The organism is Bacillus vallismortis, from assembly GCF_004116955.1.
Taxonomy (GTDB): domain Bacteria; phylum Bacillota; class Bacilli; order Bacillales; family Bacillaceae; genus Bacillus; species Bacillus vallismortis.
In genome coordinates this window covers 2,598,233-2,613,651 of the sequence record NZ_CP026362.1, presented here as the reverse complement: position 1 = coordinate 2,613,651, position 15,419 = coordinate 2,598,233, and the positions used below count along the sequence as shown (strand labels likewise).

Annotated in this window: 12 protein-coding genes and 1 pseudogene; 8 read left to right on the top strand and 5 right to left on the bottom strand. The window is 46.9% G+C overall.

Features of this window, described 5'->3' with window-relative positions; genetic code table 11:
* Positions 1–8: 8 nt before the first annotated feature.
* The 3 genes from acoL to BV11031_RS14085 all read left to right on the top strand — a co-directional run bounded on the left by acoL (position 9) and on the right by BV11031_RS14085 (position 3,551).
* Complete coding sequence (gene acoL, locus BV11031_RS14095; RefSeq protein WP_010330903.1) at positions 9–1,385, top strand: acetoin dehydrogenase complex dihydrolipoyl dehydrogenase; 1,377 nt, start codon at positions 9–11, stop codon at positions 1,383–1,385.
* 116 nt (positions 1,386–1,501) lie between these two features.
* Positions 1,502–3,319, top strand: a complete 1,818-nt coding sequence (acoR, locus tag BV11031_RS14090) for an acetoin dehydrogenase operon transcriptional activator AcoR (protein ID WP_010330902.1) — start codon at positions 1,502–1,504, stop codon at positions 3,317–3,319.
* A gap of 52 nt (positions 3,320–3,371) precedes the next feature.
* The gene (locus tag BV11031_RS14085; protein WP_010330901.1) at positions 3,372–3,551 is read left to right on the top strand and encodes a small acid-soluble spore protein H; all 180 of its coding nucleotides are present in this window, start codon (positions 3,372–3,374) and stop codon (positions 3,549–3,551) included.
* A gap of 35 nt (positions 3,552–3,586) precedes the next feature.
* On the opposite strand, the gene BV11031_RS14080 is transcribed toward BV11031_RS14085, so the two are convergent.
* The 5 genes from BV11031_RS14080 to BV11031_RS14060 are packed head-to-tail and all read right to left on the bottom strand — an operon-like array spanning position 3,587 to position 6,871.
* Positions 3,587–3,916, bottom strand: a complete 330-nt coding sequence (locus BV11031_RS14080; RefSeq protein ID WP_082246400.1) for a YnfA family protein — start codon at positions 3,914–3,916, stop codon at positions 3,587–3,589.
* 51 nt (positions 3,917–3,967) lie between these two features.
* Complete coding sequence (locus tag BV11031_RS14075; RefSeq protein ID WP_010330899.1) at positions 3,968–4,525, bottom strand: YfjD family protein; 558 nt, start codon at positions 4,523–4,525, stop codon at positions 3,968–3,970.
* A gap of 23 nt (positions 4,526–4,548) precedes the next feature.
* A complete protein-coding gene (locus BV11031_RS14070) occupies positions 4,549–5,316 on the bottom strand; it encodes a hypothetical protein (protein ID WP_010330898.1) in 768 nt (255 codons plus the stop codon).
* An 11-nt stretch (positions 5,317–5,327) separates the two neighbouring features.
* Positions 5,328–6,551: a glycine zipper domain-containing protein gene (locus BV11031_RS14065; protein ID WP_010330897.1), complete on the bottom strand. Its 1,224-nt coding sequence runs from the start codon at positions 6,549–6,551 to the stop codon at positions 5,328–5,330.
* Between the two features lie 5 nt (positions 6,552–6,556).
* On the bottom strand, positions 6,557–6,871 hold the full coding sequence (locus BV11031_RS14060; protein WP_010330896.1) for a WXG100 family type VII secretion target: 315 nt from the start codon (positions 6,869–6,871) through the stop codon (positions 6,557–6,559).
* 1,063 nt (positions 6,872–7,934) lie between these two features.
* Between BV11031_RS14060 and glvA the strand changes: the two genes are divergently transcribed.
* The 5 genes and pseudogenes from glvA (at position 7,935) to BV11031_RS14035 (ending at position 15,343) form a co-directional block, all read left to right on the top strand.
* Positions 7,935–9,284 (top strand): maltose-6'-phosphate glucosidase, encoded by a 1,350-nt coding sequence (gene glvA / locus BV11031_RS14055; protein WP_010330895.1) that lies wholly within the window; start codon positions 7,935–7,937, stop codon positions 9,282–9,284.
* A 64-nt stretch (positions 9,285–9,348) separates the two neighbouring features.
* Positions 9,349–10,113 carry a MurR/RpiR family transcriptional regulator GlvR gene (gene glvR, locus BV11031_RS14050; protein WP_010330893.1) on the top strand — a complete coding sequence of 255 codons (765 nt, stop codon included), beginning with the start codon at positions 9,349–9,351 and terminating at the stop codon, positions 10,111–10,113.
* 15 nt (positions 10,114–10,128) lie between these two features.
* Positions 10,129–11,715: a PTS maltose transporter subunit IIBC gene (gene malP, locus BV11031_RS14045; RefSeq protein ID WP_010330892.1), complete on the top strand. Its 1,587-nt coding sequence runs from the start codon at positions 10,129–10,131 to the stop codon at positions 11,713–11,715.
* A 105-nt stretch (positions 11,716–11,820) separates the two neighbouring features.
* A complete protein-coding gene (locus tag BV11031_RS14040) occupies positions 11,821–13,542 on the top strand; it encodes an ABC transporter ATP-binding protein (protein WP_010330891.1) in 1,722 nt (573 codons plus the stop codon).
* Positions 13,536–15,343, top strand: a pseudogene (locus tag BV11031_RS14035) (ABC transporter ATP-binding protein). Before BV11031_RS14040 ends, BV11031_RS14035 begins: the two are co-directional and overlap by 7 nt.
* The last annotated feature ends 76 nt before the right edge of the window (positions 15,344–15,419 follow it).

Below are 15,419 nucleotides of genomic sequence, written 5' to 3'. Positions count from 1 at the left end.
AAAAAGACATGACACTAGCCATTATCGGCGGCGGACCTGCAGGTTATGCCGCCGCAGTCTCCGCGGCTCAGCAGGGCAGAAACGTGCTGCTGATTGACAGAGGACCGCTTGGGGGAACCTGCCTGAATGAAGGCTGCATCCCGACGAAGTCTTTGTTAGAAAGCGCAAACGTTCTCGATAAAATCAAGCATGCCGACCGCTTTGGAGTCGAACTTCCGCCCGGTGCGATCTCGGTTGATTGGAGCAAAATGCTGAACCGAAAACAACAGGTTGTCAGACAGCTTGTCCAAGGTGTTCAATATTTAATGAAGAAAAATCAAATAAAGGTTGTAAAGGGGACGGCCTCCTTCCTTTCTGACAGAAAGCTCTTAATCGAAGGAGAGAACGGAAAAGAAATCAGAGAGGCGAACCAAATCTTGATTGCATCTGGATCAGAGCCGATCGAGCTGCCATTCGCCCCGTATGACGGCGAATGGATTATCGACAGCAAGGATGCGCTTTCCCTTTCTGACATTCCGTCTTCACTTGTCATTATTGGCGGCGGTGTCATCGGCTGTGAGTATGCCGGGCTGTTTGCCAGACTGGGATCGAAGGTGACCATCATTGAAACAGCCGGCCAGCTGATTCCGGCTGAAGATGAAGATATTGCCCGGCTCTTTCAGGAGAAGCTTGAGGAAGACGGTGTTGAAGTGCATACTTCATCCAGGTTAGAGCGGGTGGATCAAACGGCCAAAACGGCAATATGGAAAAGCGGACAGAGGGAGTTTAAAACGAAGGCTGATTATGTGCTGGTGGCGATTGGCAGAAAACCCCGTCTTGACGGATTGCAGCTGGAGCAGGCCAGTGTTGATTTTTCTCCAAAAGGCATTCCGGTGAACGGGCACATGCAGACGAACGTGCCTCATATTTATGCGTGCGGAGATGCAATCGGAGGCATTCAGCTGGCGCACGCGGCTTTCCACGAGGGCATTATCGCCGCTTCCCATGCTTCCGGAAGAGATGTCAAAATCAATGAGAAGCATGTGCCCCGCTGTATCTACACATCACCGGAAATCGCGTGCATCGGAATGACGGAACAACAGGCAAGATGCGTATACGGGGATGTGAAGATTGGAGAATTTCCTTTTTCAGCAAACGGCAAAGCGCTCATTAAACAGCAAGCGGAAGGAAAAGTTAAAATCATGGCAGAACCCGAATTCGGGGAAATCGTCGGTGTCTCGATGATTGGCCCTGATGTGACCGAGCTCATCGGGCAGGCGGCTGCGATCATGAATGGTGAGATGACCGCTGATATGGCTGAGCATTTCATTGCCGCCCATCCAACACTATCGGAAACATTGCACGAGGCGCTGTTAAGCACAATCGGTCTTGCGGTGCATGCATAGAACGGGAAGAAGCAGACGCATGGAATACAGAGCGTCTGCTTTTTTATTATTGAAAGCGCTTTATTTTTCCCCTACAATAGATGAAAACGGCGTGTAAGGGAGGAGCGATCAAGGAAATGAATTCGATCCCAAACGATTTGCAAACCTGGAAACGTTTTGTGAAAGACGGTGTACTAGACGAAGCCCGATTAAGAAAACGGATCGCCGAGTCATGGCATCGCTGCAAAAAAGCTGAGGTCAATCCGTATTTAGAAAAAGGCCCAAAGGTTTTACAGCAAACGGAGCTGGATCAGCAGTCAAAAAAGCATTCATTCTTCCTGACGACCGCTAAGCCTTACTTGGAAAAACTGCTGCCTGCCATGAAAGAAATGGAAATGATGGCGCTGTTAATTGATTCTGACGGTGTTGTTCTGGCATTGGACGGCCAGCCCCGTGCGCTCTATGAAGCCAAGCGCATCAACTTCGTCGAAGGCGCGTGCTGGACGGAAACAGCTGTCGGAACAAATGCGATTGGCACGGCGCTCCACATCAGTGAGCCCGTTGCCATACAAGGATCAGAGCATTATTCTATCGCTTCCCATCAATGGAACTGTTCAGCCGCTCCGGTTCACCATGAAGATGGCAGCCTTGCGGGGGTGATTGACATATCGTGTCCGGCGGCAGGCGCGCATCCTCATATGCTCGGCATTGCCACGGCGATCGCCTATGCCGCGGAACGGGAACTGGCAGCCAAAAGCCGTGAGAAAGAGCTGGAGCTGATCAACCGTTTTGGCGATAGGGCAGCATCCCGTGTGCCAATGGTGCTTTGCAATGCCAAACAGCACATTATCAACGCGAGCATACCGATTCGAACCTCAATGCCTGATTGGCAAGGCCGGCATCTGTATGAGGTGAAGGAACGGGGCTTTTCGATCGAAAAAGCCGTCACTGTGGGGGATGGCGGCACTTGTTTTTATTTGTCGGAACAAAAGAAAAAGGCAGCGTTTCGATTCAATGGAGTTATCGGACAAAGCGGCCGATCGCAAGCAATGCTGAAGAACCTTGAACGAGCGGCTGCGGCGGATACAACGGTCTGTCTGTCGGGCGAAACTGGCACGGGGAAGGAAGTTGCGGCCCGCGCGCTTCATGAGAACAGCGAGCGGCGGCACGGCCCGTTTGTTGCTGTCAATTGCGGAGCGATTCCGTCTGATTTGATTGAAAGCGAGCTGTTCGGCTATGCGGAGGGCGCTTTTACGGGAGCGAAACGACAAGGCTACAAAGGCGCCTTTCAAAAAGCGAATCATGGGACCTTATTTTTAGATGAGATCGGAGAAATCTCCCATTCAATGCAGGTTGCGCTATTACGGGTGCTTCAAGAACGCAAGATCACGCCGATTGGCGGAACGAAAGACATTCCGGTTGATATCAAAGTGGTTGCCGCCACACATGGCGATTTGCGCGAGCTTGCCGAAAGCGGAAAAATCAGAGAGGACTTGTTTTACCGCCTTCATGTCTATCCAATCGAGCTCCCTCCTTTACGCGACCGCCCCGAGGATATTCCGGATCTCTTTCAGTACTACAAACAGAAAAATCGTTGGCCTGGCGAACTTCCTCCCGCTTTTTTGGATGTGCTGAAGCAATGGAGGTGGCCGGGGAATATTCGCGAGCTGTTTAATGTGTTTGAACGTCTATCTATTAGATTTCCGGATGGCTGCCTGACGGATGAGCCGCTTACCGCTTTACTTGAGGCCGCAGGACTGCCGATCAGCCCGGCACAAAAAAAGCCGGCTGCCGCCGGCGCCCTGACCCTTCGTGAGCAAATCCAAAAAGAGGTCATCATTAGAGCGCTTGAATCCGCGAAAGGAAACATCTCTCAAGCCGCCAAAATCAGCGGGATTCCTCGCAGCACTTTCTACAAACGGCTCAAAAAATTCAACTTGTCCGCTGAATCCTAAAGCATACTTCTTTCAATAAATGGAAACATTATGTATGAAGGAGGGTGTTAGAATGAATGTTCAAAGGGCGAAAGAAATTGTAGAATCTCCCGACATGAAGAAAGTCACACACAACGGAGTTCCTATTTACATTCAGCATGTGAATGAAGAGAGCGGAACAGCGAGAATTTATCCGCTCGACGAACCACAAGAGGAGCATGAAGTACAGCTGACCAACTTAAAAGAGGACTAAACAAAAATGGCCCGCTTCATAAGCAGGCCATTTTGTTATCCGCGCGGCGCAAATAAGATGACACAGACGCCGATGAGGCAAATCATTGCGCCGACCCAGTCATAAAGATCTGGTGTTTTTCGGTCGACAAGCCATCCCCACAGAACCGCAAGCACGATGAACACCCCACCATAAGCGGCATATACACGGCCGAAGGAAGGGAAGGACTGAAACGTCGGAAGAATGCCGTAGACAATCAAGATCAGCGCTCCGGATATCCCGTAGCCGACTGGCTTTGCTTCTCTCAGCCACAGCCAAACCAAATACCCGCCGCCAATTTCGGCAAGCCCCGCCGCGAGAAATAAAAGAATGGTCATCAGCATCACGTGCACTCCTCAATTTGCTATTTTCCCTTCAATTATAAAGGAGGAGAGTTATTAAAGCTTCGGGTTATTCTCAAATTCTTTCAAATACGCCTTTCTCTGAATCTCCGTGAACTGGCTGATCCAGTTGCTTTTCGCCTCTTCATTCAGGTGGGGGAGGATATAGCGTTCCACCGCTTCAAAAAACAGCGGATTGGCGATAATGTTCCAGGTAGGGATGCGAACGACCTTGCCATCTGTTTTCTCGATGATGATATCCTCAAAAAAGATCCCCTTTAAACTGAAACGATGCCGCCCCATATAAATCCGTTTGATCTCAGGAAAACGCGCACTTCGTTTTCTCGAGAAGATCTCGCCATCAGGCCCTGTCTTTACGCTGAAAATAATATTTCCCCGGCTTGTAAACGCCGGAAGAGCCATAAAAAATGTGATTAATCCATAAATAATCGCCATTAATCCGCCGCCCAAATAAAGCAGGGCATACTTAGATTCAAATGTGAGAGCTTCAGACACCAGCCACACCCCTGCAATAAAGGCGCCCCCTGTGGCTAGGAACAGCCATATTCTAAAAAACAGTCTGCTTTTAACCTTAATAACTTCATTGTTTTTCAATTGCTATTCTCCTTTATCGCTCTTTAGCAAAAAAGTAATTCTTTTACCACATCTTTATTTGCTGGCACGATAGAAAATTCATTTTGGGTGATACATGTTACCAGCCAAGTATGACGGCTCCCAGGCAAGACGAAAGCCATGTCAGCCACTTCAGGCGAGTTGTCTTTGTCATAAACAAGGCGCATCAGCGTATCCATTTTCCCTTTTCGCAAAGCCAAATCATTTACGAATCGAGTAACATCCTCTTGGTGGTCATGCTTATGTAGAAACTCTTTCAGATGTGTGGGAGTGTCTGAAGCACCCTCCAGAAGCAATTCAAATTCGGTTGATGTCAGAGTCATCAATGATTCTTTGTGATCCTCTGCATCTATTATATTTAAAAAATCCGATGTTTTAGAAAGTAATCCGTCATTTGAATCCATTTTATTAATGCTGTGCACTTGTTCATCAAACAGCAGTTCATGAGAGTAAGTGCCGAACTTAGAAACATGGCAGGAAACATTCTGTTCTTTGCCTTGTTCATCAAATTTGGACAGTTTCACTGTATAATCCGCGTCGTTTAATACGTGGATAAACGGACAGTACTCGTCCTTTAACCGATATTGGTGATTCCGATATTCCGCCGCATCCTTGGCTAGGAGTGAGCGGCACGCCGCTTCAAACAAAGCGCCGAGCTGTTCATCCTCTATTTCCGGAAAATAGGCTTGCTTCAAGGCCATGCCTTGTTCAAAAAACCCTTCGCTGTAAAAACAAAATAAGAGTTCTTCTATGCTGATCGTAAACTGCTTCATTGATTATTCTCCTATCCAAATGAAAATTTCCCTTTGAGGAAATGGGTTGCGCCATGTATAAGCGAATCCGCTGTTTTCTTTGCTTTTTCCATTCCTTTTTTCGCGCTGTCTATCCCTTTATGTATCGTTTTATTTGCTGCATCTATCCCGTCATTTACCGATTTGACGACTTTGCCGGCTGATTCCAATCCTTTTTTGGCCGTATCAACGACAGCGTGAATCGGCTCTTTCAGCTTGATAGCTGCTTTTTCAGCAAAGCCTGATGTAAATTTTGCGATTTTTTCCCCAACAAAGCCTCCTGCTGTTGCTCCGATTGTACCTCCGATTACTGTACCAACAGGGCCTAACACACTTCCAAGGGCGCCGCCGACGACAGCGCCTGCCGTTGCCCCTCCTGCGATGAAAATCGTATTATTCACAGCATTCCCGACGGCCTTGGCGTTTTCACGCTTGAGAACGTCCGGTTTGTCTTGGTATTTCGCATAATTTTCAGCTATTTTCAAGCCTGCTCCGAATGTTTCGGTCGCACCGGTGAGCAGTGTGGCGGTTATGGCATTTCCTTTTGCAAATTTCAAGCCTGTTTTTCCGACATCCTTCAAAGTTGAGCGTACGCCGGCTTCATTAAGAAATCCTCTTGTGTAGCTTCTGACACTGTTTGAAAAATCCACCGTATCCTGAGGAAAGTACTTTGTAAACTTTTTATGTACCAAATCTGAAAATGGCCGGTTTGTCTTTTTAAATAAATATTTAGGATTCAAAAGCACTCTGGCCGCTTTTTGATAACGTGACCTGTCGACAGCTCCGGAAATATCCAAGAGTAGCTTCGAATGACGGGCGGCATGTAAGCCGCTTGGCTGTTTTTCGAATGTCGTAAGCCCGAGTCCGTAGTATTTTCCCTGCGTCAGCATGAGAGCGGTTAAGCTTGTCATTGTCCCATATTTGTCGTACGCATGATAAAGCTTTCGTAATAGATCATCCTGTTCAACAAATTTATCGCCCGTTTTCCTGATGAAAATGTCATTGTCACTCAGCTTGGTGACAAGCGCTTTTCCTGAACTCCACGCATCGCCGACTCCGGAAAAACAGCTGCTATAGCGGGGATCGCATTGCAAAATCATCTGCCCCAGCTCCGCATGCAGGTCCTTATATTTGTTTTCCATATCGGTTAATTCAGTGACAACATCATTTGCCAGCTGTTCGAGCTTGTCCGGATCAACTGCAATGTTTCCTGACACACTGTTCACCCCCTGAGTTTATGTCTTTCCTCTCTGGCTTTACGCTCCAGTTCTTCCATTCTGGCAATTTCAGCTTTTCGTTCTTCGATTTTGGCGGCGGCGGCCTTCAGCTCCTGGCTCGTTTCAAGCAGCTCCTGTTCGAATTGATCGTAGGCGGCTTTCGTTTCCTCGAAATCCTGGTCAAACGAATCTCTTGCTTTCCCTTGCCAATCATCCCCCATTGCAGATAACCGGGATTCAAGCAGCATTTTGGAGCTTCTGACCTCTTCCGCGGCCGCACTGTACTTGTTTGCCAGCTCAATGACTTTATATGAGTCCAACTTTTGTCCCCTGCCTTTTCTAAATTCACGCACAAATGGATGTATTCTATAAATGATTATAAATAATTCGGCATGTATCCGAATCGTACAAAAGAACCTTTTCATAAGAACTGGAAGGGCGTATATTCACTTAAATTTCATAGTTGATGAGACTTTGAGATTACAAAAAAGGTAAAAAAATGAATCCACACGAGGGAATCAGCTTAATATTAGGTGTTTTTTCATGAGGGAGACGGATGTTTTTGAGCTAACAGTATATAAAAAAGAGCCTGAAAATTAGGCTCTAAACAAATTGCACTATTCACTATAGGTCTAAAAATGAAGGGTCAATTGCTTACGATTTATGAAAAACAGATTTTATAACCATATTTAATACAAAATAAAAAAATATAAACAAGCTGCTCATTACATACATAATGATCAATAAAATCAATTTTTGTTTTATTGTCATGTCGGGAACTAATGAGACTCCGAGTGTCAGTACCCGTCATAAGGAGCAAATGAAGGATAAAAAAGATTTTTCTAATATAAGTAACCCGTATATTTCTCACAGTGTTTCTCCTTAATAATTAGTACCTACTATTATGGTTTTAAATGGACTAACATTTTTCTTTAGATTTGGATATTTTTTTAACCAGAAATATGTAAACATAGCGGGATAATAAAGAAAATAACAAAAATCATTATATATATTATCTCCCGAGGAGTCTCACTGTCTATTAATCAATAAAGCATGCAGAAAGTGAAATCCCAAATGGTATCTGTAAAATAGTGCCTATTAGTAATGCTTCATTTATTTTTTTGGGGTAAAAAACCATTGTCTTTTTTCAATTGATATCCTCTCCTGGTACATTCACTTTTAACTAACATTTATTTGATAATAATAAGGTATGTTAGGTTGGTTTATTCTTTTTGCTAATTCTCAATGCAACTCGAGAAATTTCCCGCCCTATGAGAAAAAACACTAAAGTTGATCAAATGACCTAAGTGCGCCAAACGTGTTACGGAACGGGCCTTCCCATGATATAAATGGAATTGTAAACGTTATCAAGGAGGTCGTCATATGAAGAAAAAATCATTCTCAATTGTCATAGCGGGCGGAGGGAGCACATTTACTCCCGGGATTGTTCTGATGCTCTTGGACCATTTGGAGGAGTTTCCGATCAGAAAGCTGAAGCTGTATGATAATGATAAGGAGAGACAGGATCGCATTGCGGGCGCCTGTGATGTATTTATTAGAGAAAAAGCGCCGGATATAGAATTTACAGCGACGACTGACCCGGAAGAAGCCTTTACAGATGTCGATTTTGTCATGGCGCACATCAGGGTAGGGAAATACGCGATGCGCGCGCTCGATGAGCAAATTCCGTTAAAGTACGGAGTTGTCGGCCAGGAGACGTGCGGGCCGGGCGGTATCGCGTACGGTATGCGTTCGATCGGCGGTGTGCTTGAAATATTAGATTACATGGAAACATATTCGCCTGATGCGTGGATGCTCAATTACTCCAACCCGGCGGCGATCGTAGCCGAAGCAACGAGACGTCTTAGACCGAATTCGAAAATCCTGAACATCTGCGATATGCCGGTTGGCATTGAAGACCGGATGGCGCATATTCTCGGACTGTCCTCAAGAAAAGAAATGAAGGTCCGTTATTACGGATTAAATCATTTCGGCTGGTGGACATCGATTCAAGATCAAGAGGGCAACGATTTAATGCCGAAGCTGAAGGAGCATGTATCTCAATACGGGTACATTCCGAAAACGGAGGCTGAAGCTGTGGAGGCGAGCTGGAATGACACGTTCGCCAAAGCGCGTGATGTGCAGGCAGCAGACCCGGACACTCTGCCGAATACGTATTTGCAATATTACTTGTTCCCGGATGATATGGTGAAAAAATCAAATCCAAATCACACGCGGGCAAACGAAGTGATGGAAGGGCGCGAAGCCTTTATTTTCAGCCAATGTGACATGATCACACGCGAGCAGTCATCTCAAAACAGCGAAATCAAAATTGATGATCACGCATCATATATCGTTGATCTGGCTCGGGCAATTGCCTACAACACGGGTGAAAGAATGCTGTTGATCGTTGAAAACAACGGCGCGATTGCGAACTTTGACCCGACTGCGATGGTCGAGGTGCCTTGTATCGTCGGCTCTAATGGGCCTGAACCGGTCACCGTCGGCACCATTCCGCAATTCCAAAAAGGGCTGATGGAACAGCAGGTATCTGTAGAGAAATTGACGGTTGAAGCGTGGGCGGAGAAATCGTTCCAAAAGCTGTGGCAGGCGCTGATCCTGTCAAAAACAGTGCCGAACGCGCGTGTGGCAAGGCTCATTCTTGAGGATTTAATAGAGGCCAATCAAGACTATTGGCCAGAGCTTGATCAAAGCCCAACCCGCATTTCATAACTGAAATTCCCCCATTTTCAAATTTGTAATTGTATATAATAGAAAGAAAATGGGGGGATCTGATATGAAGCTCGAAGAACTGATTAATCAGCACTACAGTAAATTAAATGACAACGATTTTCATATTTTGAAATATATATTGAATCATAAGCACACGTGCTATCACCTTGGAATCGACGCGCTGGCCAAAGCTTGCAGCGTATCGCGTTCCTCGATTTTGCGGCTTGCCCAAAAGCTCGGTTTCAGCGGCTACAGTGAATTTCGCGTCTTTTTAAAGTGGGAAGATCAGCCGGAAGAAGGCGAGAGTATGAGTTTTCAAAAGCTGCTTGACGATATGGAGGCGAATTTGAAGTTCTTAAGGACAAAGGACATGACGGACATGTGCCAGCTGATTGATGAAGCTGACCGCATTTTCGTGTACGGATCGGGAAATGCGCAAAAGATATGCGCCCGCGATCTGCAAAGAATGTTTATTCCGCGCCATCGGTATCTCATTTTGATTGAAGACAGAAATGAATTTCATCTGATGCGCGATGATTTTAAAGTAAACGATCTGTTTATCATCATTTCTCTTTCCGGAGAAACGCCGGAGCTGATTCCTCAGGCAAGAACGCTTTCTGCAAAGGGGATTCCCTTTATTTCCATTACAAATTTAAAAAACAATGTCCTCGCCCAGCTGACGCCGCATAACCTTTATGCGACAAGCAAACCTGTGACATTAAGCGATAAAACGGAAATTGTCGCTTTTGCACCGTTTTTTCTCGTTGGCGAAGCATTGTTCCGCGCATATGTTGATTACAAAGAGGCAGAAAAAAATGACATTGAGTAGCAGGGGGTTTCTGGTATGATGCAAAAAATTCAGCGCTTTGGAAGCGCGATGTTTGTGCCTGTTCTATTGTTCGCGTTCGCCGGCATTATCGTCGGTGTCAGCACGCTCTTTAAAAATAAAACCCTCATGGGCCCGCTCGCGAATCCTGACGGGTTATGGTACCAGTGCTGGTATATCATTGAGCAGGGCGGCTGGACAGTATTTAATCAAATGCCGCTTTTATTCGCTATTGGCATCCCGGTTGCTTTGGCGAAGAAAGCTCAGGCACGCGCTTGTTTGGAAGCGCTTACGGTTTACTTGACATTCAATTACTTTGTCAGCTCGATCTTGACGGTATGGGGAGGCGCATTTGGCGTCGATATGAACCAAGAGGCCGGCGGAACGAGCGGGTTAACGATGATCGCGGGCATTAAAACGCTTGATACCAACATTATCGGAGCCATCTTTATTTCCTCGATTGTCGTCTTTTTGCATAACCGCTATTTTGATAAAAAACTGCCCGATTTTCTCGGCATCTTTCAAGGCTCAACGTATATCGTGATGATTTCCTTCTTCATTATGATCCCGATCGCCTTGGCCGTATCTTATATTTGGCCGATGGTTCAATCGGGAATTGCCTCGATGCAAAGCTTCCTGGTCGCTTCCGGAGCAGTGGGCGTTTGGATTTACACGTTTTTGGAACGGATTTTGATCCCGACGGGTCTTCATCATTTTATTTACACCCCGTTTATTTATGGGCCTGCTGTAGCGGAAGGCGGCATCGTCACGTATTGGGCGCAGCATCTCGGCGAATATTCGCAAAGCGCCAAACCGCTGAAGGAGCTCTTCCCGCAAGGCGGCTTCGCGCTCCACGGCAACTCGAAAATCTTCGGCATTCCGGGGATCGCTCTGGCGTTTTATGCCACAGCCAGCAAGGAAAAGAAAAAACTCGTCGCAGGACTGCTGATTCCTGTCACGCTGACGGCGATTGTCGCCGGTATTACAGAGCCGATTGAGTTCACTTTTCTTTTCATCTCTCCTTTCTTATTTGCGGTTCACGCCGTGCTTGCCGCATCAATGTCAACGGTTATGTATTTGGCGGGTGTCGTCGGAAACATGGGAGGCGGGCTGATTGAAGCGGCCACCTTGAACTGGATACCGCTCTTTGGCAGCCACGGTATGACGTATGTGTATCAAATTGTGATCGGTCTCTCTTTTACAGCTATTTATTTTTTCGTCTTCCGGTTTTTAATCCTCAAATTCAATATCGCCACACCAGGAAGGGAAAAGGATGACCAGCAGGAAACAAAGCTGTATTCGAAAAAAGAATACAGAGACAGAAAAAACAAAAGGGACGAAACAGCCGCCGCTGCTGAAACGGCAGCTGACACCGCCGTTTTGTATATTGAAGCATTGGGCGGAAAAGACAACATCACAGAAGTCACAAACTGCGCCACCCGCCTCAGAGTCAGCGTCAAGGATGAAACAAAGGTTGAACCCGACAGCGTCTTCCGCGCGCTGGGCGCTCACGGTGTCGTCAGGAACGGGAAAGCCTTTCAAGTGATTGTCGGATTGAGCGTTCCGCAAATGCGGGAGCGTGTGGAAAAAATATTGAATCAATAAAGCCAGCCCTCCTGTTCGGGAGGGTTTTCGTTTGCCGTCAAAAAGGCCATCATAGTAAAGTAAAGAAAAAGATAATCGAGTAAAAAGGGGTTTGGGGGCTTTCACATGCAAAAGGCTTTATCGTTTTTAAAACCACACTCATTGCTGGTGGGAATTGCTCTGGCTCTCATGCTGACGGAGCTTGCGGTTGAACTGATGCAGCCTTTATTGATCGCAAAAATCATCGACGATGGGATTTTGAAGCAAGATCTCCGTCATGTGTGGACATGGGGCACGGTCATGATTGGACTGACCGCGTTATCATTTGCGGCGGGGATGCTGAATTCCTTTTATGCCGCCCATGTCAGCCAAAGCTTTTCCTACGATACGAGAAAAGGACTTTTTCAAAAAATCCAGTCCTTCTCCTATTCTACATTTGGACAGTTTTCGTCCTCTTCGTATATCACAAGACTGACAAACGACGTCACACAGGTTCAAAATATGATTTTTATGGGTTTGCGGTTTATGCTGCGGGCTCCGTTAATGATTGCAGGCGGCATTGTGCTGTCACTCGCCGTTAATGTGAAGCTCGGCTTTTTTCTGCTTGTGACGATCCCGATCCTGATCTTGTTTTTGCTTTGGGTATTAAAGAAGGGCGGGGCGCTGTTCCGCTCCGTGCAGAAACGGCTGGATCAGGTGAACACCGTCATGCAGGAAAACCTAACCGCGATGAAGCTGATCAAAGCGCTGCTTCGCGGCAGCCACGAGGTCAAACGATTTATCAAAGCCAACACGAGGCTGATGGAAAAAACGGTTTCAGCCTTTCAGCTTGTGGAATTCACGATGCCTGTGCTGATGCTGCTGATGAACCTCTGCATCCTGTTGATTTTGTGGGCAGGGGCCTCCAGTATCACAAGCGGCGGCACTCAGGTCGGCGATGTTGTTGCGATTATTAACTACGCAACACGAATGACGGGCGCGCTTTCGATGTTTCCGTTTTTGATTATGATTTTCACCCGGGCGAAGGCTTCAGGGGATAGGATCGGCGAAGTGCTTGAAACGGAAGGTGATGAGCGGGAGGAAGGCGTCATATCTGAACGTTTGTCGGGACGGATTGTGTTTCAGCATGTATCCTTTCGTTATCCTGACATGGACAGAGAAGCACTGCGAGATGTCTCATTTTCCGTAAATCCAAGGGAAAGAATCGCGATTCTCGGAGCGACGGGATCGGGCAAGTCCACGCTCTTCCAGCTCATTCCCCGGCTTTATCAGCCGGATTCAGGCCGGATTTACATAGATGAAAAGCCGATTCGTGATGTTCCGGCCGAGGGGCTTCGCAAGCAAATTGGCTATGTACCGCAGGAAGTGCTCCTGTTTTCCGGCACAATCAAAGAAAACATCGCTTGGGGCAAAGAAAATGCTTCACTTGATGAAATAATGGAAGCGGCCAAACATGCGCAAATTCATGAAACGATTATGAAGCTCCCAAATGGATATGACACGGTATTGGGACAAAGAGGCGTCAACTTGTCCGGCGGCCAGAAGCAGCGGATTTCCATTGCGCGGGCATTGATCCGAAAGCCGGCCATTCTCCTCTTAGATGACAGCACAAGCGCACTCGACCTGCAAACGGAGGCGAAGCTGCTTGAGGCGGTCAGCACATATGAGTGCACAACTTTGATTATTACGCAAAAAATGACCACGGCGATGAAAGCTGATCAGATTTTGCTGCTTGAGGATGGCGAGCTAATTGAAAAAGGCACACACAGTGAGCTGCTTTCTGAATCGCACTTATACAAGCGCATTTACGAATCGCAATTCGGAAGGGAGGGAAGCGAGTCATGCTAAAAGACATCCGCAAACCTTTCCAATATCCTAAACTGCCAATCGATAAAAATGAAAATGCGAAAAAACGGGCGAAAGCAAAGGATGCAAAAGGCACACTGAAGCGAATCTGGTCTTACTTGGCTGAACGAAAAGGACTGCTCATCCTTGTCATGCTGATGGTTGTCATCAGCGCCATATTTGGTCTCCTTGGCCCCTTTGTGATCGGAAAGGCCATCGACCATTTTATCGTTGGAAAAACAGTCAGCGGCTTGACACCCGTTTTGCTTCTTTTGCTCTCCATTTACGTGATTCAGTCTTTGTCGCTCTGGTTTCAAAACTATTGGATGATTACGGTTTCGCAAGGCACTGTGTTCAGAATGAGAAGCGAGCTGTTCACCCATCTGCACGAGCTGCCAATTCCGTTTTTTGATAAACAGCGGCACGGCGAGCTGATGAGCCGGGTGACAAATGACATCGAAAATGTCAGCTCGACCTTAAACACGTCGGTCATTCAAATATTATCAAGTGTCATCACCTTTGTTGGAACGGTTGCAGTCATGCTGTACATGAGTCCGCTTCTTACAGTGATTACCCTGACCATCATTCCGGTGATGGCAGCGAGCCTGAAATGGATCACCAACAGGACGGGAAAGCTGTTTAAAGAACAGCAGAAAAACCTTGGTGAGCTGAATGGATATATTGAGGAGTCTGTTTCGGGTGCAAAGGTCATCAAAGCTTATTCGCGAGAAAAGCAGATGACTGCAGAGTTTCTCAAAAAAAACGCTGCGCTCAAGACCTCGGGCTTCTGGGCACAGACGATTTCCGGGTTTATCCCGAAAGTCATGAACTCTTTGAATAACTTAAGCTTTACGTTGATTGCGGCAATCGGCGGTTTGTTCGCGCTGAAAGGCTGGATCTCGATCGGCACTATTGTCGTTTTTGCCGAGTATTCAAGGCAATTTACACGCCCTTTAAACGATCTGGCGAATCAGTTTAATACGATGCTGTCCGCGATTGCTGGCGCTGAACGGGTGTTTGACGTGCTTGATGAAAAAGAGGAGCGCGAGGATGAAAGGAATGCCGTACATCAGCCGATTCAAACCGGCAGTATTGAATTCCGGAATGTGTCCTTCGGTTACGACGAGGGGCAGCAGACATTGAAGCATTTGCAGTTTACCGTGCCTGCCGGGCAGTCCATCGCGTTTGTCGGGCCGACGGGAGCGGGGAAAACCACCGTCACCAACCTGCTCGCGCGTTTTTACGAACCTAAAGAGGGAACGATTTTAATCGACGGTACAGATCCGTTACTCGCTCAAGCCTAAGGAAAAACATGGGGTTTGTCCTTCAGGATTCGTTCTTGTTCCAGGGAACGATCAGAGAAAATATCCGCTACGGCAGGCTCGATGCATCTGATCAGGAAGTCGAAGCCGCTGCAAAAACAGCGAATGCCCACAGTTTTATTGAAAGGCTGCCAAAAGGGTATGATACAGTGCTGACGCAAGATGGATCAGGCATTAGCCAAGGACAGAAACAATTGCTTTCCATCGCGAGGGCGGTGCTTGCCGATCCGGTTCTTCTTATTTTGGATGAAGCAACAAGCAACATTGATACCGTCACAGAAGTCAACATTCAAGAAGCGCTCGCCCGTTTAATGGAGGGAAGAACAAGCGTCATCATCGCCCACAGGCTGAACACCATTCAAAGAGCGGACCAGATTGTGGTACTGAAAGACGGCGAAATGATTGAAAAAGGTAGCCATGACGAGCTGATTCGGCAAAAAGGATTTTACAGTGACTTATATGAAAGCCAATTTGAGAAATAGACCTTTGTCATCTATTCAGCGTGATTGAAAACCTTTGAAGTCTAGGAAGGACGAGCATCGGAGCACAGCGAATGTA